This is a genomic window from Actinomadura fibrosa (assembly GCF_900659615.1).
In the GTDB taxonomy this organism is placed as follows: domain Bacteria; phylum Actinomycetota; class Actinomycetes; order Streptosporangiales; family Streptosporangiaceae; genus Spirillospora; species Spirillospora fibrosa.
In genome coordinates this window covers 1-21,401 of sequence record NZ_CAACUY010000122.1, presented here as the reverse complement: position 1 = coordinate 21,401, position 21,401 = coordinate 1, and the positions used below count along the sequence as shown (strand labels likewise).

At 73.5% G+C, this 21,401-nt stretch carries 17 protein-coding genes; 8 read left to right on the top strand and 9 right to left on the bottom strand.

Going from position 1 to position 21,401, the window contains the following annotated elements; genetic code table 11:
• Positions 1 to 185 precede the first annotated feature (185 nt).
• The 4 genes from E1300_RS30710 to E1300_RS30690 all read right to left on the bottom strand — a co-directional run bounded on the left by E1300_RS30710 (position 186) and on the right by E1300_RS30690 (position 5,485).
• The gene (locus E1300_RS30710) at positions 186 to 1,385 is read right to left on the bottom strand and encodes a M50 family metallopeptidase (protein ID WP_131760594.1); all 1,200 of its coding nucleotides are present in this window, start codon (positions 1,383 to 1,385) and stop codon (positions 186 to 188) included.
• A 93-nt stretch (positions 1,386 to 1,478) separates the two neighbouring features.
• A complete protein-coding gene (gene dxr, locus E1300_RS30705; protein ID WP_207400051.1) occupies positions 1,479 to 2,732 on the bottom strand; it encodes a 1-deoxy-D-xylulose-5-phosphate reductoisomerase in 1,254 nt (417 codons plus the stop codon).
• A gap of 676 nt (positions 2,733 to 3,408) precedes the next feature.
• Positions 3,409 to 4,620, bottom strand: coding sequence for an ABC transporter substrate-binding protein (locus E1300_RS30695; protein ID WP_131760592.1), 1,212 nt, complete (start codon positions 4,618 to 4,620; stop codon positions 3,409 to 3,411).
• Positions 4,621 to 5,137: 517 nt separating this feature from the next.
• A complete protein-coding gene (locus E1300_RS30690; protein ID WP_131760591.1) occupies positions 5,138 to 5,485 on the bottom strand; it encodes a hypothetical protein in 348 nt (115 codons plus the stop codon).
• Positions 5,486 to 5,836: 351 nt separating this feature from the next.
• Between E1300_RS30690 and E1300_RS30685 the strand changes: the two genes are divergently transcribed.
• Positions 5,837 to 7,414 carry a hypothetical protein gene (locus E1300_RS30685; RefSeq protein ID WP_131760590.1) on the top strand — a complete coding sequence of 526 codons (1,578 nt, stop codon included), beginning with the start codon at positions 5,837 to 5,839 and terminating at the stop codon, positions 7,412 to 7,414.
• On the opposite strand, the gene E1300_RS30680 is transcribed toward E1300_RS30685, so the two are convergent.
• Both E1300_RS30680 and E1300_RS30675 read right to left on the bottom strand, forming a co-directional pair.
• Positions 7,350 to 8,855, bottom strand: a complete 1,506-nt coding sequence (locus E1300_RS30680; protein WP_131760589.1) for a CoA-acylating methylmalonate-semialdehyde dehydrogenase — start codon at positions 8,853 to 8,855, stop codon at positions 7,350 to 7,352. The genes E1300_RS30685 and E1300_RS30680 overlap by 65 nt on opposite strands.
• Positions 8,852 to 10,129 carry an aspartate aminotransferase family protein gene (locus E1300_RS30675; RefSeq protein WP_370785280.1) on the bottom strand — a complete coding sequence of 426 codons (1,278 nt, stop codon included), beginning with the start codon at positions 10,127 to 10,129 and terminating at the stop codon, positions 8,852 to 8,854. The genes E1300_RS30680 and E1300_RS30675 overlap by 4 nt, the downstream gene beginning before the upstream one ends.
• Positions 10,130 to 10,353: 224 nt before the next feature.
• On the opposite strand from E1300_RS30675, the gene E1300_RS30670 reads away from it, so the two are divergent.
• The 3 genes from E1300_RS30670 (at position 10,354) to E1300_RS30660 (ending at position 13,674) form a co-directional block, all read left to right on the top strand.
• Positions 10,354 to 11,973: a PucR family transcriptional regulator gene (locus E1300_RS30670; protein ID WP_131760587.1), complete on the top strand. Its 1,620-nt coding sequence runs from the start codon at positions 10,354 to 10,356 to the stop codon at positions 11,971 to 11,973.
• A 128-nt stretch (positions 11,974 to 12,101) separates the two neighbouring features.
• On the top strand, positions 12,102 to 12,722 hold the full coding sequence (locus tag E1300_RS30665) for a Uma2 family endonuclease (RefSeq protein WP_131760598.1): 621 nt from the start codon (positions 12,102 to 12,104) through the stop codon (positions 12,720 to 12,722).
• Between the two features lie 115 nt (positions 12,723 to 12,837).
• On the top strand, positions 12,838 to 13,674 hold the full coding sequence (locus E1300_RS30660; protein ID WP_131760586.1) for an alpha/beta fold hydrolase: 837 nt from the start codon (positions 12,838 to 12,840) through the stop codon (positions 13,672 to 13,674).
• A gap of 32 nt (positions 13,675 to 13,706) precedes the next feature.
• On the opposite strand, the gene E1300_RS30655 is transcribed toward E1300_RS30660, so the two are convergent.
• Entirely contained in the window at positions 13,707 to 14,801 is a 1,095-nt protein-coding gene (locus E1300_RS30655) for an NAD(P)H-dependent amine dehydrogenase family protein (RefSeq protein ID WP_131760585.1), read from the bottom strand.
• A gap of 114 nt (positions 14,802 to 14,915) precedes the next feature.
• On the opposite strand from E1300_RS30655, the gene E1300_RS30650 reads away from it, so the two are divergent.
• On the top strand, positions 14,916 to 16,052 hold the full coding sequence (locus E1300_RS30650) for a carboxylate-amine ligase (protein WP_131760584.1): 1,137 nt from the start codon (positions 14,916 to 14,918) through the stop codon (positions 16,050 to 16,052).
• Between the two features lie 13 nt (positions 16,053 to 16,065).
• Here E1300_RS30650 and E1300_RS30645 read toward each other — a convergent pair whose 3' ends face one another.
• Complete coding sequence (locus E1300_RS30645; protein ID WP_242619486.1) at positions 16,066 to 16,896, bottom strand: TrmB family transcriptional regulator; 831 nt, start codon at positions 16,894 to 16,896, stop codon at positions 16,066 to 16,068.
• Between the two features lie 43 nt (positions 16,897 to 16,939).
• Here E1300_RS30645 and E1300_RS30640 point away from each other — a divergent pair, with 43 nt between their 5' ends.
• Positions 16,940 to 17,593, top strand: a complete 654-nt coding sequence (locus tag E1300_RS30640; RefSeq protein WP_242619485.1) for a class I SAM-dependent methyltransferase — start codon at positions 16,940 to 16,942, stop codon at positions 17,591 to 17,593.
• A 232-nt stretch (positions 17,594 to 17,825) separates the two neighbouring features.
• Here the strand turns inward: E1300_RS30640 and E1300_RS30635 are convergent, their stop codons facing one another.
• Positions 17,826 to 18,404: a helix-turn-helix transcriptional regulator gene (locus tag E1300_RS30635; RefSeq protein WP_131760582.1), complete on the bottom strand. Its 579-nt coding sequence runs from the start codon at positions 18,402 to 18,404 to the stop codon at positions 17,826 to 17,828.
• A gap of 209 nt (positions 18,405 to 18,613) precedes the next feature.
• Between E1300_RS30635 and E1300_RS30630 the strand changes: the two genes are divergently transcribed.
• Entirely contained in the window at positions 18,614 to 19,849 is a 1,236-nt protein-coding gene (locus tag E1300_RS30630; RefSeq protein ID WP_131760581.1) for a hypothetical protein, read from the top strand.
• A partial coding sequence (locus E1300_RS30625; RefSeq protein WP_242619484.1) for a serine/threonine protein kinase occupies positions 19,846 to 21,401 on the top strand: 1,556 nt, incomplete at its 3' end. The genes E1300_RS30630 and E1300_RS30625, both read left to right, overlap by 4 nt.

Here is a 21,401-nt window from a genome sequence, read left to right as displayed (position 1 = left end):
GGCCCTCAGGCCCCCGCAGAGGAGGGCCGGGCGCCCCTCGTTTCCGTTCACGTCCGCCGCGCCGGGTCGTCCGCGCGGCGAAGCCTGCCCGGCCCGTACAAGCCTAGGCGCCCGGGACGAATGAGGTGACGGCGACCGGTACGGAATAGTGTGACCGGCCACTTACCAAGAGTAACCTTTCGGCTTCATTGTGGTAGCCGGAGGGGATTGACAACGTCGGCGAGGATCAGCAGCACCCCCAGCCCCACGAGAATCAGGACCGCCAGGTAGGTGATGGGCAGCAACTTGGTCATGTCGACCGTGCCCGGATCCGGACGGCCCCGGAACCGCGCTAGGCGGGCCCGCGCGCGCTCGTAGGCGACCACGGCGAGGTGGCCCCCGTCCAAGGGCAGCAGCGGCAGGACGTTCAGCGCCCCTAGGAAGATGTTCACCGAGACGACCAGTGACAGATACAGAGTGAGCTTGTCCCGGGCGGAGCTCTCGGACGAGAAGATCTGGCCGGACACCTCCGTCGCGCCGACGACGCTGCCGACCTGGCCGCCGGGCGTGCTCTCCCGCTCGGGCGAGAAGAGCTTCGGGATCGCGGACGGCAGGTCCACGACGACCTCGCCGATGCCGGTGAAGGCCGCGCCGAGGCCGCGGGCCGCGAAGACGGCGGCGTTGATCGGCCCCGTCCGCTCGTACCCTCCGCCGACGACCCGCGCCGCTATGCCGACGAACGGCTTGCCGCCGACGTCGGCGAGGGTGACCGGCACGGTCAGCGGGCGCGGGGCGCCCGGACGCTCGACCACCACCGGGACCGTCCGGCCCGGCTCCGCGCCGCCGATCGCGTCGCGCAGCTGCGTCCAGTCCGCGACGGGGGTGCCGCCGAACGAGACGACGCGGTCGCCGGGACGCAGCCCCGCGGCCGACGCCGGTGACCGCGGCCGGCCGTCGCCGCAGCCGTCCCGCACCCCGGCGGGCACGCACGCGGTGACCTCGTCGACCGTGGTCGTCACCGAACCGGGCTCGCGCACCCCGACCGTCAGGGCCATGAGCATGAGCAGCAGGAACGCGAACGCGAGGTTGGCGGCGACGCCGGCGCCGATGACGACCGCGCGGCGGCCGGCGGGCTGCCGGTAGAACGCCCGCTCCCGGTCCGCCGGATCGATCTCCTCCAGCGGCGTGTAGCCGACGATCTTCACGAAGCCGCCCAGCGGGATCGCCTTGACGCCGTACTCGGTCTCGCCGCGGCGCCGCGACCACAGGGTCGGCCCGAAACCGACGAAGTACTGGGTGGCCTTCATCCCGAACCGCTTGGCGGTGAGCAGGTGCCCGCCCTCGTGGAGCATCACCGACACCAGCAGCGCGACGACGAAGGCGGCGGCACCGAAGAGAAAGGCCATCCAGGCCCCCAAGGGTCGGCCCCCGGACGCCCCGGAGGCGGGTGACACCCGCCTCACTACCCCGAGGCCCCGGGACCAAGCCGGAGGCGGCCGTCAGACGCCCGAGCGCTCCTTTTCGGGCGCGGTTCCGGTCAGCTCCCGAGCCCGCCCGCGGGCCCACGCGTCGGCGGCGAGGACGTCGTCCAGCGTCAGGTCGCCGGCCGTCCCGGCACCGTGCTCGTCCATCACCCGCACGATCGTGTCGACGATGCCGAGGAACGGGAGCCGCCCCGCCCGGAACGCCTCGACGCACTCCTCGTTCGCCGCGTTGTAGACGGCGGGGACCGTGCCGCCCAGCTCGCCGGCGCGGCGGGCGAGCGCCACCGCGGGGAACGCCTCGTCGTCCAGCGGGAACAGCTCCAGGGTGTGCGCCCGGGTCCAGTCGAGCGCCGGGGCCGCGTCCGGGAGCCGGTCGGGCCAGGTCATGCCGAGCGCGATCGGCAGCCGCATGTCGGGCGGGCCGGCCTGCGCCAGCGTCGAGCCGTCGGTGAACTCCACCATCGAGTGGATCACCGACTGCGGGTGCACCATGACCTCGATCCGGTCCATCGGGACGTCGAACAGCAGGTGCGCCTCGATGACCTCCAGCCCCTTGTTCACCAGCGTCGCCGAGTTGATCGTCACGACGGGGCCCATGTCCCAGGTGGGATGGTTCAGCGCCTGCTCGGGGGTGACCTCGGCGAGCTCGGCGCGGCTCCTGCCGCGGAACGGGCCGCCGCTCGCCGTCAGCACCAGCCGCCGCACCTCGTCCGCGCGCCCGCCCCGCAGGCACTGGGCGAGGGCCGAGTGCTCGGAGTCGACCGGGACGATCTGCCCGGGCCGCGCCCGCGCCTTCACCAGCGGCCCGCCGAGGACGAGCGACTCCTTGTTGGCCAGCGCGAGCGTCCGCCCGGCGTCCAGCGCGGCGAGCGTGGAGGCCAGCCCGAGCGCGCCCGTCACCCCGTTCAGCACCACGTCGCACCGCCACGCGGCGACCTCCGCCACCGCGTCGGGCCCGGCCACGATCCGCGGGATGGCGTAGTCGCCGGCCGCGTAGCCGCGGCGCTTCGCCTCGGCGTAGAAGGCGAGCTGGAGCTCCTGCGCGGCGGACGCCTTCGCGACCGCGACGACCTCGGGCCGGAACTCCAGGGCCTGCTCGGCGAGCAGCCCGACCCGTCCGCCGCCGGCCGCGAGACCGGTCACCCGGAACCGGCCGGGGTTGCGCCGGATCACGTCGAGCGCCTGGGTGCCGATCGAGCCGGTGGAGCCGAGCACGACCACGTCGCGGGAGGCGTCTGAAGGAGGCATCACCCGCCCATTATCGGCCATGCCCGTCCCGGCGGGCCGCCTCCCTCCCGGTCGGCCGGCGGCTCCATAGCCCTTGACGATCTTGGTGGGCGGGCGGCGCGGCGGATCGCCCCGGAGCCTTTGCCACCCCTTTCATCAGGGATAACAAGGGCAACACGCTCCCCGGCCTATAAAGGAGTCACGTGAGATTCGACTCCCGCCGAGGGGGATGGGGACATGGGCCAGACGGGCGAGCCGACCCTCGACCCGCGCGCGCTGACCACCGCGCAGCGCCGGGGCGAGGAGTGCGTCGCCTGCCGCAAGAGATGGCCCCGGCCGCGCGTGCGCGTCGGCCGCCTGCCGGATTCCTCCGGGGTGTTCGCGTGCGAGGAATGCGCACCCGCCCCGCCGGCATCCCGCCGCCAGCGGGACCCGCGGGAGCCGATCACGAATGCCGGACGGCCGGTCGGGGGGCCGGCGCCGGCGAGGGCGACGGGCCTGGAGAAGGCCGTCGTCATGGAGGTCTCTCCAAGGAGAAGGGTGACCTGGGCGTTCGGGGGGAAGCCCGGGACCACCCGAGAGGCGCGCCCGACTGGGGGCGGTCGGGCGCGCCGGAGAGACCTTTAGCCACGGGGGAGGCGCACTCCGCCGGCCGCGGCGCCGGCCGGGTGCGCCTGGAGGGCCGCCCCGCGTCACGGCCCCCGGTCACCTCTTCGTGTCACTGCTTCGTGGACTCGATCCACACCTTCATCCACTCCGCGTAGTCGGTGCAGTCGTCCTTGCCCGCGTCGCGGCCGGTGCCGCCGCACTTCCGGGCCGGGGTGTGCGCGAAGATGACCTTCTCCAGGTACGCGCGGTCGCCGACGTGGTAGGCGTTGCAGAACGCCGACCTGAGCCGGTCGCCCGAGCACGCCTGCGGGTTGGCGGGAGCCACCCCCGTCCACTCCGCGACCTGCTGCTGGACGTCCGGCGACGCCGTCCACTGGAGCCACTGGTACATGCAGTTGGGGTGCTGGACGCGCGCGCCGATCATCCACGCGTCCATCCAGCCGGTGACGCCCTCCGACGGCGCCGCCCCCTGCACCGGCTTGGACGCGCGGCTGAGGACGTCCACCTGGTAGGGCCAGCCCTGGCCGAGCACGGCCTCTCCCCCGGCGAACGCGCTGACGGCGTCGGCAGGCAGCTCCCAGTACCGCTTGACGTGCGGCCGCTGCGCGGTGAGCACGCGGGCAACGGCGGCGAGCTGCCGCGGCGTCAGCGCGTAGGGGTCGGTGATCTTGAGTTTGCGGTCCTCGCCCTTGAGGTAGAGGGCGGCCTCGGCGATCGACAGCGGGCTGTCGCGCATGATGATCCGGCCGGAGTACCGGCGGGCCTGGGCCGGGTCGAACAGCGCCGCCCAGCTCGCCGGCGGCTGGACGGCCCGGGTGTCGTACATCAGCAGGTTGGAGCCCCACACGTACGGGACGCCGTAGTACTTGCCGTCGTGCCGCAGCAGGGCCCGCAGCCGCGGCTCCAGCTTCTTGTAGCCGTCCACCAGGCCGGTGTTCACCGGCGTGGCCTGCCCGTCGGCGATGAGCTGCCCCGCCACCTCGGGCGGCGCGGCGACGCCGTCGTAGCGGCGGTCCCGGTCGCGCATGAGGTTGGTCATCTCGCGCGGGGTCTTGACGACCTTCCAGCCGACCTTGCAGCCGGTGCGCTCCTGGAAGGGGGTGACCCAGTCGACGCGGGGGTCGCTGCCGCCGCTCTCGATCGCGCCGGGCAGCGTCACGAGGTTCAGCGTGCCCTCGCCCGGCCCGAGGGTGCTGGCCACCTTCACGGTGCCGGCCGGGCGGTCGTCCCCGCTGCACGCCCCGAGGCCGGCCGCCGCGAGGACGGCCGTCACCACCAGCGCCGTCGTCGTCCTGGCCCGCGCCGTGGCCGTCAACCGCATGTCGCTCCCGATCCGTCCGCCGGGCCGTCCCCCACGCGGACGGGCCCGTCGGCGCAGCGTAGCGTCTCCGGCCCTGGAGGAACGCGGTGCCCGGCCCGACCGGCCGCGGTTCCGGCGCGTCCGGCGAGGTCGCGCGGAGACGGCCGCGGAGGCGGCCGCGCGGGGGGCCGCCGCCCTTCCCGCCGACGCACCAGGCGGCGGACGGAGCTATCGGAAGCCCACGGGCATATTCGTCGCCGTATTGCTTTTCCGCAGTCCCGGATTACAGCGGATCCAAACTCACAGGACTTTCTCTCCCGACCAGGCGGCCGCATAGGCGGCGGCCATTACGGCGCCATTCGGTCGGCGCGAATTCGGGCGGCTCCGGAACAAAGAGACCGCCGCGGCCCTGAAGGACAGCGGGTGCTGGCGTCCGCGCCACACACGGAGGTTGCTGGAGAGGGATATGGCGCGGGCTACTGTCCTTCATGGGGCCGCGGCGGCACCGGCGGACGTGGCGAGGTTGGGGAACAGCGGATCACCTTGCAGTGCTGCCTGGCCACGCGACCACCGGCACCCGGCCGAACGGCGACGGTGTGACGCCCTCGAGACGGAGGAGATTCGAGGGACGTCGCGCGTCCTGCCGGGGGTCGTGGGACGGCCATGGGCCGTCGTCGATCAGGGCCCGTCTCGGTGCGGCGTGCTTGACCACCTCGATCCGTGCGATGAGCCGCTGCGGGGTGTCGGCCTCCAGGAACCCGCCGGCGTCGGTGCCGCGGGGCGGCAGCGCCCACCAGTGCCCGGTGAACAGGCCGAACCAGATGGTCCAGCCCGGAAATCGCCTTCCGAGCGCTTCGACCTCTGCGGCGTGGTCGTCGGCGGTCATGGCGGCTCCCTGCGGCGGACCCCGCGGTCACGGTCCTGACTGCGAACCCTGACCTTTTTCAATTCGACGCATTTAATTGAGACAGTCAGATTGTGTCGCCCGCCACAGAGCCAGTCAATAGTTGTAGCTATTATTTGTCGGGTGGCCGCGGACGAAAATTGACGACGAAAATGTCCGGGCGGCAGAAAGTCCCGGCCGCCCCGGGAAGCGGCCCGACCTGCCGGTTCGCCCGGCGGCGGCCGCCGCGGGTCACCGTCCGCCATGCGGCGTTCACGCGGGCGACACCGGGCCGCCACGGCGGCCCCCTACCGTGGCGTTCCTTGTCACCGAGGACTGGCGAGGCGGATCCGCGTGCCCTTCCGGCTTTTCGCGGCCTTTAAGGCAATCTGGGCGTTTCATCCCTATCTCCGCCACGCACCGTTCCTGCTGGCCCTGGCCGGTGGAGCGCTCCTGCGCTGGACGGCCGTACGGGCTTACCCGAAGGGCCTGTGGTTCACCGGGGACTCCTACTTCTACATCGGCTACGCCCTGCACCCGAAGCCGTCCCCGAGCAAGACGCTCGGCTACCCGTTCGCGCTCCGGCTGCTGGAACCGCTGCACAGCCTGACCGCCGTCGTCGTCGCCCAGCACCTCATGGGCCTCGCCGTCGCCGCGATGGCGTACGCGGTCCTCTGCCGGGCCGGGCTCCCCGCCCTGGTCTCCGCCACCGTCACGCTCCCGCTGCTCTACGACGCCTACACCGTCGAGATCGAGCACCTGCTGATGTCGGAGACGCTGTTCACGTTCCTCATCGCCGCGGCGCTGACACTGCTGCTGTGGCGGATCCGCGGCGCGGACCCGGGACCCGCCTGGTGGACGGCGGCCGCCGCGGGCCTGCTGCTCGGCTACGCGGTCCTGGTCCGGTCGGCGGGCGCCCCGCTCGTCCCGGTCGTCCTGCTCTGCCTGCTCCTGCGGCGCCGCGGATGGCGGGCCGCCCTCGCCTTCGGGACGGCCGCCGCCGTCCCGCTCGCCGCGTACGCGATGTGGTTCCACTCCGAGCGCGGCACCTACGCGCTGACCACGTCCGACGGCCTCTATCTGTGGGGGCGGACGGCCCAGTTCGCCGACTGCGCGAAGATGAACGCGCCGGCCGTGCAGCGTGAGCTATGCCTCAGCCCGGCCGTGAAGGCCGAGAACGACCCGCCCGGGCACCTCATCTGGCGCTCGGACACCCCGCCCCGCAAGGTCCTCGGCACCGTCACCGACCCGGAGGCGAACGCGACCCTGCGGGACTTCTCCATCCGCGCGATCCTCGCCCAGCCCGGCGACTACCTGCGTACGGTCACCGACGGCGTCGGCATGGCGTTCAGCTCGCACCGCGCCCCGCACCCCACCGCCACGACCGAGGGCCTCTACCACTTCCCGGACCGGCCGCAGCTCTTCCCCGGCGGCCGGAGCTGGGCCGGCGGGGAGGGCACCGCGCTGTCGGACGCGATGCGCTACGGCCGCACCGCCACCCCGAGCGAGGTCGTCCAGCCGCACGCCGACCGCATGATCGCCTACGAGCGCCGCTACCACATGCCGGGCGAGGCGCTCGGCGCGGCGTTCGCGCTGGGCGGCGCCGGGATCCTGCTCGCGCACCGCCGCCGCCGGGAGGTCCTGCTCGCCTGGGCGACGGCGATGACGCTGCTGGTGTTCCCCATCGCCAGCGCCGACTTCGACTACCGCTACGTGGTGCCCGCGCTGCCGTTCGCGTGCCTCGCGGTGGGCCTCGGCCTCTCCGCTCTGCGCGCCCGTCCGCCCGCCGGCGGGACGGAGGAGACGGACGCGCAGGACACCGGCGGCGAGACCGAACCGGCTGACGGGCCCGACGAGCGCGCGGGCGTCAGCCGCTGGTGGGGAACCCGAGGTTCACGCCGCCGTGACTCGGATCCAGCCACCGTGCCGTGACGGCCTTCGTCCGCGTGTAGAAGTGGACGCCCTCCATGCCGTGCGCGTGGCTGTCGCCGAACAGCGACGCCTTCCACCCGCCGAACGAGTAGTACGCCATCGGCACGGGGATCGGCACGTTGATCCCGACCATCCCGACCTCCACCTCGTTCTGGAAGCGGCGCGCCGCCCCGCCGTCGTTGGTGAAGATCGCGGTGCCGTTGCCGTACAGGTTGGCGGAGATCAGCTCCATCGCCTCCTCGTACGAGCCGGCCCGCACGACCGACAGCACCGGCCCGAAGATCTCGTCCTTGTAGGCGTCCATCTCCGGGGTGACGTGGTCGAGGACGGACGGTCCGAGCCAGAAGCCGCCCTCCCCGCCGCCGAGCACCGGCGTCTCGCGCCCGTCGACCGCGAGCGTGGCGCCCTGCGCGACCCCGCCGTCGAGGTAGGAGGCGACCTTGTCGCGGTGCTGCGCCGTGACGAGCGGCCCCATCTCCGCCTCGGGATCGTCGCCGGGCCCCACCTTCAGCTTCGCGACCCGCTCGCGCACCTTCGCCATCAGCTCGTCGCCGACCGGGTCCACGGCGACGACCACGGAGATCGCCATGCAGCGCTCCCCCGCCGAGCCGAAGCCCGCCGAGACGGCCGCGTCGGCGGCCAGGTCCAGGTCGGCGTCGGGCAGGACGACCATGTGGTTCTTGGCGCCGCCGAGCGCCTGCACCCGCTTGCCCGTCCGCGCCGCCGTCTCGTAGACGTACCGCGCGATGGGGGTCGAGCCGACGAAGCTGACCGCCTTGACGTCGGGATGCTCCAGCAGCCCGTCCACCGCCGCCTTGTCGCCGTGCACGACGTTGAACACGCCGTCCGGCAGCCCGGCCTCGGCCCACAGCTCCGCGATCCGGACCGACGCGGACGGGTCCTTCTCCGACGGCTTCAGCACGAACGTGTTCCCGCACGCGATCGCCACCGGGAACATCCACATCGGCACCATCGCCGGGAAGTTGAACGGGGTGATCCCGGCGACCACGCCGAGCGGCTGGAGGATCGAGTACGCGTCCACCCGCGACGACACGTTCTCGGAGAACCCGCCCTTGAGCAGGTGCGGGATGCCGCAGGCGAACTCCACCACCTCCAGCCCGCGGGCGACCTCGCCCGCCGCGTCCGACACGACCTTGCCGTGCTCGGACGAGATCAGCCGGGCCAGCTCGTCGCGGTGCTCGACGAGCAGCTCGCGGAACCGGAACAGGACGCGGGTCCGCTGCGCGAGCGACGCGTCGCGCCAGCCGGGGAACGCCGCCTTCGCCGCCGCGACGGCGGCGTCCACCTCCGCGGGGGACGCGAAGTCGACCGTCCCGGCGAGCCGCCCGGTGGACGGCTCGTAGATGTCGCCCCTCCGCTCGGCCTCGCCGTCGAACGGCTTCCCGCCGATCCAGTGGGTGACGTGCTTGCTCTCGGTCATGCTGTCGTCTTTCCGGAGACGGCCTCGTGCACCGCTTCGAGGGACGCGGTCAGGATCGCGAGGCCCTCGGCGGCCTCGGCGTCGGAGAGGGTCAGGGGCGGTGCCATGCGTATCACGTTGCCGTACAGGCCGCCCTTGCCCGCCAGCAGCCCCCGCTCGCGCGTGGCCTCCATCACCGCCGCCGCCAGCGGCGGGCTCGGCTCGCCGGTCCCCGGGTCGGCGAGCTCCAGCGCGAACATCAGGCCCTTCCCGCGGACGTCCCGGACCATCGGGAACCGCGCCGACTCCCGCCGCAGCCCCTCGATGATCGTCGCGCCCTGCCGGGCGGCGTTCGCCTGGAGGTCGTGGTCCAGGACGTAGTCGAGCGTCGCGTTCCCCGCCGCCATGGCGATGGGGTTCCCGCCGAACGTGGACAGCCCGACCGCGTGCAGGGCGTCCATCAGCTCGCCGCGCGCCACGACCCCGCCGACCGCGAAGCCGTTGCCGAGCCCCTTCGCGAACGTCATCATGTCCGGCCGCACACCGTGGTTCTCGATGCCCCAGAAGCCCTGGCCCGTCCGCCCCCAGCCGGTCTGGACCTCGTCCGAGATGAACAGGATCCCGTGCTCGTCGAGGATCTCCTTGTAGGCGGCGAACAGCCCGTCCGGCGCCGACGTGAACCCGCCGACCCCCTGGATCGGCTCGGCGATCAGCGCCGCCACGTCCCCGCCCGTCGCCGTGGCGAGGACGTGCCGCAGGTCCTGCGCGCACGCGTCGACGTACGCCGCGTCCGACATCCCCGCGAACTGCGGCAGGTGCCGGTCGGCGCCATGCAGGAAGTGCACGTTCAGCGGCGAGTAGGAGATGTTCGTCCACGCCCGGTTGCCGGTGACGCCGATCGCGCCGAACGAGCGGCCGTGGTAGCTCTGCCGCATCGCGAGGACCTGGTCGCTGCGCCGCGCGTACGCGGCGAGCAGCAGCGCCGTCTCGTTCGCCTCGGTCCCCGAGTTCACGAAGAACACCTTCGCGTCCGGGATGCCCGACAACCCGGCGATCTTCTCGGCCAGCTCGATCTGCCCGCGCAGCAGGTACGCCGTGGAGGTGTGGACGACGCCCGTCGCGAGCTGCCGCTCCACCGCCTCCCGCACCTCGGGCACGTCGTACCCGATCATGTTCGTGAGGATGCCCGAGAAGAAGTCCAGGTAGCCGTTCCCCTCGGCGTCGGTCACGCGGGCGCCCTTGCCGCCGACGATCTCGATGGGACTTCCGTAGTTGAGCGCCAGCCAGGAGGGCATGACCGCCCTGTGGCGCCGGAGAAGGTTCGCGTGTTCCGACATGCCCCAAGTCTGGGTCGCCCGGCGCCCGTCCGGCCAGCGACAGAGTGTCAATACCATCCCCTAAGGTTTGACGGTCTGCCCCCTAGGGCCTCCCGCCCCCGGAACCGGCGGCCCGCCCACCGGGACCAGGTCGCGGCACGGGTGCCCTGGTGGCGGGGCCCGTCCGGATATCATCGCGGTCGATGCTGCCGACTCTCGACGACGTGCTCCAGCTCGACGCGGTCCGCCGCGGCCAGCCGCGCGTCGTCGCGGGCGCCGACCGCACCGGCAACCGGGTCCGCTGGGTCCACGTCGCCGAGGTCACCGACATCGCGCACCTGCTCCACGGCGGCGAGCTGGTCCTCACCACCGGCATCGCCCTCCCGGACGAGCCCGAGCGGCTGCGCGCCTACATCGGCGAGCTCGCCGAGGTCGGCGTCAGCGGGCTCATGATCGAGCTCGGCCGCCGGTACGCCAGCGTCCTGCCGCCCGCCCTCGTCGCCGCCGCCGAGGACCACCGCCTCCCCGTGATCGTCCTCGCGCACGAGCCCGCGTTCGTGGACATCACCGAGTCCGTCCACGCCCGCATCGTCCAGGAGCAGTTCGCCGAGCTCCGCGCGTCCGAGCAGCTCCACGAGATCTTCACCCAGCTCTCCGTGGAGGGCGCCTCCACCGACGAGGTCGTCCGCCAGGTCGCCGCGCTCGGCGGCCACCCGGTCGTCCTGGAGAACCTCTCCCACCAGGTCCTCGCCGCCGACGCCGACGGCGGCGACCCCGCCGAGCTCCTGTCGGCCTGGGAGACCCGCTCGCGCGCCGTCCGCCCCGAGCAGCGCACCGGGTTCGACCCGGCGTCCGGCTGGCTCGTGACCACCGTCGGCGCCCGCGGCGAGGACTGGGGCCGGCTGATCATCGTCCTCGGCTCCCCGCCGTCGCCGCGCGAGACCGTCCTGGTCGAGCGGGCCGCCACCACCCTCGCCCTCGGCCGCCTCCTCGACCGGCACGCCGAGAGCGTCGAGCGCCAGGCACACGGGACGATCATCGCCCGCATCCTCGCGCACGCCTACTCCGACCCGCAGGAGGCCGCCGCCCGCGCCCGCGCGCTCGGCGTCCCGCTGTCCGGCCGCCGGCTGCTCGGCGCGGTGCTGCGCCAGCGCGGCCCCGCGCCGTCCGCGCCGGCCTCCGGGGAACTGGCCCAGCTCGCCGAGACGGCCGCCGCCGCCTGCAAGGACGCCCGGCTCGCCGCCCTCGTCGGCGTCCTGGACGAGGGCGGCCCCAACGCCCGCGTCGGCGTGCTGGCCTCGCTGCCCGCCCGCGCCGACGCCGAGACGGCGCTGACCGAGGTCGCCACCCGGCTGCGCCGCCAGTCCGGCCCCGGCACCGTCATGGCCGCCGGATCCGTCGTCGAGTCGATCCGCGACGTCCGCCGCTCGTTCCTGGAGGCCGAGCAGGTCGCCGACGTCGCGTCCCGCGGTTCCGGGGGCCGCCTGTTCTACCGCCTCCCCGACCTGCGGCTGCGCGGCCTCCTGCACCTGCTGCGCGACGACGCCCGCGTCCAGACGTTCGTCGAGCGCGAGCTCGGCCCCCTGCTGGAGTACGACGCGCAGCGCGGCAGCGACCTCACCCGCATCCTGGAGCTCTACCTCGAAACCGGCCGCAACAAGGCCGTCGCCGCGCAGCAGGCGCACCTGTCCCGCCCGGCCTTCTACGAGCGCCTCCGCCGCATCGAACGCGTCCTGGACGCCGACCTCGACGACGTCGAGTCCTGCGTCTCCCTCCATGTGGCGCTGCTAGCCCTCAGCTCCGTCCGATGGGAACGCCCCTGAACGAGCATCACGTTCGGTAACTCACCCGACGCGCAGTGCATCGGGTTGGTACTCTCGCGTCATCTGGGCAGAGCTGGTCTCGACAGTCCGACGGGGGAGAACAGATGACCGCACCAGCGGTGCACGACATGTCGCGACCCGAACGGCGCCCTCACGGCGAGCAGATCGACCACGACGACGCCCCGATCCCCGCGTGGCTCATCCCCCCGAGGGACGGCTTCACCTCAGAAGACCTCGACCGGCTTCCGCAACTGCCCGCTCACGCGGAACTGATCGATGGCAGCATCGTCCTCGTCGGTCCCCAGACCAGCTTCCATTCCCTGATGCTCGACATCCTCGAACGGGCGCTTCTCCGATTCGTTCCCGAGGACATGCGCGTGCGTCGCCAGATGACGGTCACGCTGGCCGAGCGGCAGCGGCCCGAGCCGGACGTGTTGATCGTGCGCGCCGAAGGGACCAGGGGTCTCGCCCAGACCAGCCTCGACCCCGAGCACGTGGTGCTGGCCGTCGAGGTCGTCTCGAAGGAGTCGGAGCTGCGCGATCGGGAGCGGAAGCCGGAGCTCTACGCGCAGGCGGGCATCCCGCACTTCTGGCGCGTTGAGAACGGCGACGGCGGCCCGGTGGTCTGCGTCTTCGAGCTCGACCCGACCACCGAGGCCTATAAGTCGACCGGCGTGCACTGCAACCGGTTGAAGGTCTCCGTTCCGTTCGACGTCGACATCGACCTCACGGAGGTCCACCGCCTCTGACGCGCCTTCCGGGCGGAAGCCCTGGGGCCGGAGGTCCCCTCAGAGGACGCACCGACCGAGCAGGCCCTGCCACGCTGCCCGACAGCGCCGGATCCGGAGGACGGAGGACACCGGGATGATCGATGTACGGCTCGCCGGCGGCGCGGGCGTCCCCCTCCCCCGGGCATCGATCAGGTCCGCCGCCGCGCTCCACGTGCACCGCTACGGCGACCCGGACGGACCGCCCATGATCGCCCTGCACGGCGTCGGAGGCCACGGGGCGCGCTGGCAGTGGATCGCCGAGCGCTACCTGGCGGGCCACCGGACGCTGGCGCCCGACCTGCGCGGCCACGGCGGCTCCACGCACGAGCCGCCGTGGACCGTCGAGCGGCACGTCGCGGACGTCCTGTCCGTCATGGACGCCGAGGGCATCGGGCAGGCGGACCTCGTCGGCCACTCCTACGGCGGCATGATCGCCCTGCATCTCGCGCGGACGGCGCGGCGGCGGGTGCGGCGGCTCGTCCTGCTGGACCCGGCGCTCGGCCTGGACCCCGCCAGGGCCGGCGCCCGAGCGCGCGCGGCGATGTCCGTGACGTCCTTCGCCGACGCCGACGAGGCGTGGGAGACGCTGGCGTCCCGCTGGCCCGAGGCACCGGACGAGGCGCTCGACGAGGAGCTCGCCGGGCACCTGGAGGAGGGGCCGGACGGGCGGCTCTACTGGCGGTACGAGCCCGCCGCGATCGTCACGGCGTGCTCGGAGATGGCCCGCCCGCACCTGGTCCCGCCCGCGGACCTGCCGACGCACCTCGTCATCGCCGCCCGCGCCGACCTGGTCCGTCCCGAGTTCGTGGTCGACTGCCGCACCGCCCTCGGCCCCGCCCTGACGATCACCGAGGTCGACGCGGGCCACATGCTGTACGTCGACCGGCCCGAGGAGACGGGCACCCTGATCGGCCGCTGGCTCGCGTCCTGAGCGCGGAGGGGGGCCGCGTGCGCGTGCCCGGCTCAGCGGAGCAGGTGGCGGCCCGTCAGGGGCGGGAGGGTGAGCGGCGTGTGCAGGCCGGGCGGGGCCTCGGCGACCGCCGGGATCGCGTTGACCAGGCGCAGCGCGGTGGCGAGCGTGCCGGGGACGGTGGGGTCGGCGGCGCCGGGGTTGGCGACGTCCATCCGCCACGGCGGCTCGCCGGCGATCTCGACGCGGTAGCCGCCCGCCTCCCCGAACGGCGGCGCGGGCCAGTGCGGGGCGATGTCCTCGCGCAGCCGCGTGACGTGCTCGACGACGATCGCGGGACGGCCCCGGACGAGGCCCGCGACCTGGAAGCGCAGCCCGGCGGAGGTGCCCTTGGCGATCCGCCCGGCGGGGATGTCGAACGCCTCGGGCGCCGGACACAGCTCGTAGCCCTCGGTGAGGCCGTCCAGCGCGACGTCGAGCTCCTCGGCCAGGAGGTGCACGACCGAGCCCCACATCAGCGCCAGCACCCCGGGCCGCAGGATCGGCGGCACGTGGTCGAGGGGCTCGCCGAACCCGAACTTGCCGACGATGGCCTCGGGCTTGTCCCACCGGCCGTAGCACATGACCTCGCTGACCTTGATCCGGTCGATGCGCAGGCAGACGCCGCTGAGCAGCAGCGGCAGGACGTCGTTCATGAAGCCGGGGTCGAGGCCGGTGGTCAGGCAGGCGGAACCGCCGGTCGCGCACGCCGCCCGCAGCCGCCGGGCCGCGGCCTGGTCGGCGGACCGCGGATGCACCATCGGGATGAGCGCGCTCGACACCGCGCTCGCACCGGACTCCAGGATGCGGCACAGGTCATCGACGGCACCGCCCGGCCGCTCCCCGGTGGCGACCTCGCGGCGCCCCGCGGTGCCGACCGCCGTGTAGCTGACGACGTCGGGCCGCAGGGCCAGCAGCTCGTCCGGGTCGTCCGTGGCGAGGACGCCGGTGGGGCGGCCGGTCCCGGCCAGTTCCGCGGCGTCCCGGCCGACCTTCGCGGGGTCGCTGACCACGACCCCGGCGAGTTCGAGGTCGGGATGCCCGATGATCGCCCGCAACGCCTGCCTGCCGACGTTGCCGGTGGCCCACTGGCCGACGAGATAGGACATTCCCCCACCTTCCGAGCAAGCGCTAGGTCAAGTGCCCGCATTGTAGGCACGCGCTCCCCTTCCGGACGAGAGCACCGGAGCGGTACATCCCTGCCCTGAGGGCAGAACAAGAGGGTGACCGATCGCGGTTCGGACGGCGCGCGCACCTTCGGAGTCGAGGAGGAGCTGCTCCTCATCGACCCCGTCACCGGCGTGCCACAGGCGTGCTCCGGCTCCGTCATCCGGTACGCCCAGCGGCACGAGGAGGTGGTCTTCGCCGACGGGCGCCGCGCCGAGCCCCTCGACGCCGAGCTCCAGCGCGAGCAGGTCGAGGTCGCCACCCCCGTCTGCGCCACGCTGGACGAGCTGGCCGCGCGCGTCCGGTCGGCGCGGCTCGCCGCCGCCCGCGCCGCCGCCGGAGTCGGCGCCGCCGTCGCCGCCCTCGCGACGTCCCCCGTCGCGGTGCGGCCGTCGCTGACCCCGTCCAGGCGCTTCCGCCGGATGGCGAACGCCTACGCCCTCACCGCCGACGAGCAGCTCACCTGCGGCTGCCACGTGCACGTCGGCGTCGGGTCGCCGGACGAGGGCGTCGCCGTCCTCGACCGGATCCGGCCCTGGCTGCCGCCGCTGCTTGCGCTGAGCGCGAACTCGCCGTTCTGGCAGGGCACCGACACCGGGTACGACAGCTGGCGGCAGCAGGTGTGGGGGCGCTGGCCGTCCACCGGCCCCACCGAGCTGTTCGGCTCGGCCAAGGTCTACCGGGAGACGGTCGCCGCGATGCTCGACTCGGGCGCCCTCCTGGACGAGGGCATGATCTACTTCGACGCCCGCCTGTCGCGGCACTACCCGACCGTGGAGATCCGCGTGGCGGACGTCTGCCTGGACGCCGCCGACACCGTGCTGATGGCCGCGCTGATCCGCGCCCTGGTCGCGACCGCCGCCGAGTCCTGGCGGGCGGGCGAGCCGCCCGATCCCGTCCGTACCGACGTGCTGCGCCTCGCGATGTGGCGTGCCAGCCGCTCCGGGCTGCGCGGCGAGCTCGTCCACCCGCTGACCCACCGCCCCGCTCCCGCGTGCGCGGTCGTCGGCGCGCTGCTGGAACACCTCGGCCCGGCGCTGGAACGGGCGGGCGACCTGGAGACGGCCACGCACCAGCTCCACGTCCTGCTCGAACGCGGCAACGGCGCCCGGCTCCAGCGGTCCGTCTACGCCCGCACCCGGGACGTCACCTCCGTCGTCACCGCCGCGATCGACCACACCCTGAAGGCCTGATCCCTCAGCGGTCTCATGCGTGCTCGGAGCCCTTCGCTCGGCCGAGAAGGCGGAGGAGAGCGGAATCCGTGGCGAAGAGGCGATCCAACTCGTCCGCGCCGACGCGATCGGCGAGGACTTGCAGGACGATGTCCTGACGGACGTACTCCGCGGCCATCAGCGCGACCGCCGGGTCCGCGGTGTAGATCCCCCAAGCCGTACCGCCGCCGAACCCGCCCACGACGGCCTCACGCCGATCACCGACGACCACGATGAGCCGGTATCCGAGATCCTCCAGCACGGTCTCGGGCGCGGAGTAGCGGTGCGGGTAGACGTTGCCGGGGGCGTCGGGACCGTCCCCGAACCAGGCCACGGAGACCTCCACGTTCCGTCCGACAGCCTCCAGGACCGCGCCGCGCAGCCGCCGCATCTCCTCAGGCCAGATCGAGATGAACAGGTCACTGTGGGCACCAGCGACCACGTCGCCCGCACGGTCGAGCATCGCCTCGGCGTCCGTCAGATTGTGGATGAGATGGGCCTCGGGCGCGGCGACGACGGCGGGCAGCGCATCGCGCAACGCCTCCACCGACCCGTCGAACTCGCGGCGCATCCGATCCAGCAGAGCCTCGGGCGGCAGCGGCAGATACTCCGTGGCGTCGGACGAGCCGCGCACCTCGTACGCGGCGCCGCGCGCCCGCAGCTTCCCGAGCGTCTCGTAAACCGTGCTGCGCGGCACACCGGAGCGCTTCGCCACCTCGTAGCCGTTGACGGGCCTGCCCGCGGCGACCAGCGCCACGTACGCCTTCGCCTCGTAACCGGACATGCCCAGCCGCCGCAGATGCTCCAGGACGTCCCGCGCGCTCACCGCGGCAATGCTACGCGCGCCCGGTTCCTGCCAGAATCCGTGCGTGCCCCGCCTGGACGACACCGCCCTCGAACGCTCCTCCGTCGTGGCCAACTGCGCGATGAACCGCGAGCGGCCCCTCACCGGCTACAACCGCGAACTCGGCATCGACGTGCTCGCCGAGCTGCGGCGCCCCGGCCCCGTCCGCTGGCTCGACCTGTGCTGCGGTTCGGGCCGCGCCCTCGTGGAGGCCGCCGCGCTGCTGCCGCCGGACGCCGAGATCGTCGGCGTCGACCTGGTGGACCACTTCGTCCCGGCGCCACCGCCGCCCCGGCTGCGGCTGGTCACGGCCTCGGTCACCGCCTGGGAGCCGGACGGGCCGTCCGACCTCGTCACCTGCGTCCACGGGCTGCACTACGTCGGCGACAAGCTCGGCGTCCTGGCACGCGCCGCGTCCTGGCTTACCGAGGACGGGCTGCTCGTCGCCAGCTTCGACGCCCGAAGCGTACGCCTGGACGACGGTTCCCCAGCGGGCCGCCGCCTCACCGCGGCCCTCCGTCACGAAGGCTTCACCTACGACCCCCGCCAACGGCGCATCACGCTACGAGGCCGCCGCAACGTGCGACTCCCGTACCGGTACATAGGCGCCGACGACCAGGCCGGCCCCAACTACACCGGCCAACCCGCCGTGAACTCCTTCTACGAACCCACCAAGTAAGCCCACGACACCCGCAGCCACCAAGCCCAAGGTCGCCTCCCACCACACGCCATGCCCCGCCCACGGACCGAGGGCCGCCTACACCCACGCGCGCAGGGCCGTCTGCGCTCGCGTGCGGAGGGCGTTACGGCCGCGTGTGCTGAGGGGGGTGCGTTTGTGGGGGTTGGCCAGGTGCTCGGGGGCGGGCGAGCACCTGGCCGGGGGTGGTGGGACGGTCGTCGGGGGTGGGGTGTCAGGCGGCGGTCGAGGTGGTGCGGGGCTGGAAGGGGAGGTAGCGGTCGGCGCGGCGGGGGCGCGCCGGGAGGCCGGTGGACTCGACCGCGAGGATGCGGTCGAAGCGGAAGGCGCGGACGCCTCGCCGCATGCGGCACCAGCCGACGAGGTACCAGTGGTCGCGGTGGACGAGGCAGGTGACGGGCTCGACCTCGCGGATCGTGACGTTGGCGCCCGCGTCGCCGTAGCAGAGCCGGACGACGCGGTGCTCGGTGATGGCCGCGGCGACCACGCGGGCGCGGTCGGCGGTGGAGGCGTCCATGGGCGCGGTGAGCGTGGCCAGGGTGGCCGCGATCACCTCGACGCGCGCACCGGACGCGTGCGGTGCGTGTGCGCGGGAGGCGCGGGACGTTGCGGTGCGGGGGGTGTCGGAGTCGAGGAGGCCGCGCAGGGCGCGGCGCGCGGTGGCCGCCTGCGGGCCGGCCCCGAGGTGCGCGAGGGACAGCGCGAGGGCGGCGATCTCGGCGGCGGGCAGCATGGTCTCGGGGCGTGCGGGGTCGTTCGGTGCGGTCCTGCGGTGCGTCGCGACGTTCGCCATGGTTCGATCATACGTTCGAACACCGACATTTTTCAGGGCCCGGACGCGTCCGAAGCGCCGCGTGACGCAGCCCCGGGAGCCGTGACGCCGCGTCATGACCATCTCCCTTGAGATGGCGGGCGCGCATGGGGAAAACTGAGGCTCTAACATGCACAACCGGGGGATTCGGGGGCGAACATGAGGTCGAACTTGGATTCGCCTTGAACGACATGCGCACGAGCCGCCCGCCGATGGGCCGGGACGAGGCCGACCGCGCGCTGGCGCACCTGCGGGACGAGAAGGAGCGCATCGGCTCCGCTCTGCTCGAACTGGAGAGCCACCAGGGCTACCAGCTGCTGGAGGGCGCGACGCTGGACGGGCAGACGCGGGAGCTACAGGCGCGCGTGCGGTCGCGCATCGCCGAGCTGTGGGGGCTGTTCGACCATTACGGGCGCGTGCTCGGCGCCGCCGAGGAGTTGAGGGCGCGGCACTCCCGTCCGGGTCAGGCGCAGCTCGCCGAACTCACGCGGCTACTCGCGGGTCAGTCGGTCGAGCTTCCTCCGGAGGAGGTGCCGTTGGAGCGGCGGACGCTGCTGTCCGCTCCGTCCGGCGAGAGGCTGACCCTCCAGGACGTGGTGGAGCGGATGACGCCCCTCTACGAGGAGGTCGCGAAGGCGGTCGCCGGTCTCGACGGGGTGTGGTCGGTGCTGCTGTCTCGCCTCTCCGAGGCGGAGGCCGAGCACCGCGCCGCGGCGTCCCTGCGGGATTCCCTTGGCGGGACGGCGCCGGACCTCGACCGGCTGTCCGCCGAGCTCGACGCGGTCGCCAAGACGGTGCGGACGGATCCGATGGCGCTGGCGAGCGGTGGGCGCGCGGACACGGCGAAGCTGGACGCGCTGCTCACCGCCCTCGCGCGGGTGCGCCACGAGCTGGAGGAGGCGGATCGGCTGCGTGAGGGGTTCGCCGGACGGGTCCGCGGCATCGCGGACGTCCTGGACCTCGTGCGCGCGGCGGAGGCGGAGGCGCGCGCCGCCCGCGAGGAGGTGCTGGCGAAGATCGCCTCGCCGATGCCGCCCGAGCCGCCCGACGTCTCGGCGGAGCTCGCGGACCGCCTCGCCGACGTCGGGGGGCTCCGTCCGGGCGCGACCGCGGGCGGCTGGAGCGATGTCGCCGAGCGCGTCGCGGAGCTGGAGCGGGCGGTGCACGCCGCGCTGGAGCAGGCGCGGACGGCCGCGGGCCTGATCCGCGGCCTGCTCGACCGGCGCGAGGAGCTGCGCGGACGGCTGGAGGCGTACCGGGCGAAGGCCGCCCGGGTCGGCCTCGCCGAGGACGCGGAGCTGGCGCGTGTCTACGAACAGGCTCGCGGCCTGTTGTGGTCGTCCCCCTGCGATCTGCGGCAGGCGACCGTAACGCTTGCGGGTTACCAGCAGGCGATCTCCACGCGGGCGAAGGGAGCGGAACGATGAGCCAGTGCACCGCGCCGGGGTGCGGCGGAACCATCGACGGCGGTTACTGCGTCGTATGCGGCATGGCCGCCACGCCGAGTTCCGCCCCGGTCCCGCAGGGGACGTCCGCGCCGAACGCCTGCACCCAGCCGGGGTGCGGCGGAACCATCGATGGTGGTTACTGCAACGTCTGCGGATCGCCGCCCAGCGCCTCCTCCGGAGGGGCCTCGCCTGCCGCTCCGTCCGTTTCGAGCGACAAGTGCCGGCAGCCCGGCTGCTCCGGGACGATCGTGGACGGCTACTGCGACGTGTGCGGGTCGCCTCCCACGTCGTCGAGCGCGTCCACGGGCGGCAGCCTGGGCAGCGCGTCCACGGGCGGCTCGTCCCGGACGGGCAGCACCCGCACCGGGTCGTCGCGGTCGTCCGGACGGCGCGGGATGCTCGGCGCCGGGCTCGTGGAGGTGCCCCGCGTCCCGTACCGCGACCCGGCCACGGCGGTACTCAGCAACCCGGAGGTCGCCGAGAGCAAGCGCTATTGCAGCAGTTGCGGCGAGCCCGTCGGGCGGAGCCGCGGTGACCGGCCGGGCCGCACGGAGGGCTTCTGCCCCAAGTGCGGGACCGCGTTCTCGTTCACCCCGAAGCTCGCCAACGGCGAGCTGGTCGGCGGGCAGTACAGCGTGCTGGGCTGCCTGGCCCACGGCGGCCTCGGCTGGATCTACCTGGCGAAGGACCGCAACGTCAACGACCGCTGGGTGGTGCTCAAGGGCCTGCTCGACAGCGGCGACGACGACGCCAGGCGCGCGGCGGAGGCCGAGCGCGTCTTCCTGTCCGAGGTCGAGCACCCCAACATCGTCAAGATCTACAACTTCGTGCAGCACCGCGGCGACGACTACATCGTCATGGAGTACGTCGGCGGGCAGTCGCTGAAGGACATCCTCCTCCAGCGGCGCCGCGAGCTCGGCGAGGAGTCGCTGCCGCTCGCCCAGGCCATCGCGTACGGGCTGGAGGTGCTGCGCGCGTTCGACTACCTGCACGCCCGGGGCCTCGTCTACTGCGACTTCAAGCCGGACAACGTCATCCAGTCCGAGGAGCAGCTCAGGCTGATCGACCTCGGCGGCGTCCGGCGGCTGGACAACCAGGACGGCGCCATCTACGGCACCGTCGGCTACCAGGCGCCCGAGATCGCCGACGTCGGCCCGTCCGTCACCTCGGACCTGTACACGGTCGGCCGGACGCTGGCCGTGCTGAGCTTCCCGTTCAAGGGCTACACGCGGGCGTTCGCGGACAGCCTGCCGCCGCGCGAGGAGGTGCCGCTGCTCCAGCGGTACGAGTCGTTCGACCGGTTCCTGCGCAGGGCGACCCACAAGGACCCGGAGCAGCGGTTCCAGGACGCGGCGGAGATGGCCGAGCAGCTCACCGGCGTGCTGCGGGAGGTGCTGGCCGCCGAGGACGGCGACCCGCGCCCGGCGGCGTCCGGCCTGTTCGGGCCGGAGCGGTTCACGGCGGGCGCCGCGGTGTCCGGCGGCGAGCCGGGCGACGGGGTGGCGGCGCTGCCGCCGGTCCCGCCCGCGAT

Coding starts and splice junctions, on each gene's coding strand:
- E1300_RS30680 (WP_131760589.1), bottom strand. CDS start 8,855: ATGACCGAGAGCAAGCACGTCACCCACTGGATCGGCGGGAAGCCGTTC.
- E1300_RS30670 (WP_131760587.1), top strand. CDS start 10,354: ATGCTGCCGACTCTCGACGACGTGCTCCAGCTCGACGCGGTCCGCCGC.
- E1300_RS30660 (WP_131760586.1), top strand. CDS start 12,838: ATGATCGATGTACGGCTCGCCGGCGGCGCGGGCGTCCCCCTCCCCCGG.
- E1300_RS30695 (WP_131760592.1), bottom strand. CDS start 4,620: ATGCGGTTGACGGCCACGGCGCGGGCCAGGACGACGACGGCGCTGGTG.
- E1300_RS30630 (WP_131760581.1), top strand. CDS start 18,614: ATGCGCACGAGCCGCCCGCCGATGGGCCGGGACGAGGCCGACCGCGCG.
- E1300_RS30690 (WP_131760591.1), bottom strand. CDS start 5,485: ATGACCGCCGACGACCACGCCGCAGAGGTCGAAGCGCTCGGAAGGCGA.
- E1300_RS30635 (WP_131760582.1), bottom strand. CDS start 18,404: ATGGCGAACGTCGCGACGCACCGCAGGACCGCACCGAACGACCCCGCA.
- dxr (WP_207400051.1), bottom strand. CDS start 2,732: ATGGCCGATAATGGGCGGGTGATGCCTCCTTCAGACGCCTCCCGCGAC.
- E1300_RS30665 (WP_131760598.1), top strand. CDS start 12,102: ATGTCGCGACCCGAACGGCGCCCTCACGGCGAGCAGATCGACCACGAC.
- E1300_RS30655 (WP_131760585.1), bottom strand. CDS start 14,801: ATGTCCTATCTCGTCGGCCAGTGGGCCACCGGCAACGTCGGCAGGCAG.
- E1300_RS30675 (WP_370785280.1), bottom strand. CDS start 10,129: ATGCCCTCCTGGCTGGCGCTCAACTACGGAAGTCCCATCGAGATCGTC.
- E1300_RS30710 (WP_131760594.1), bottom strand. CDS start 1,385: ATGGCCTTTCTCTTCGGTGCCGCCGCCTTCGTCGTCGCGCTGCTGGTG.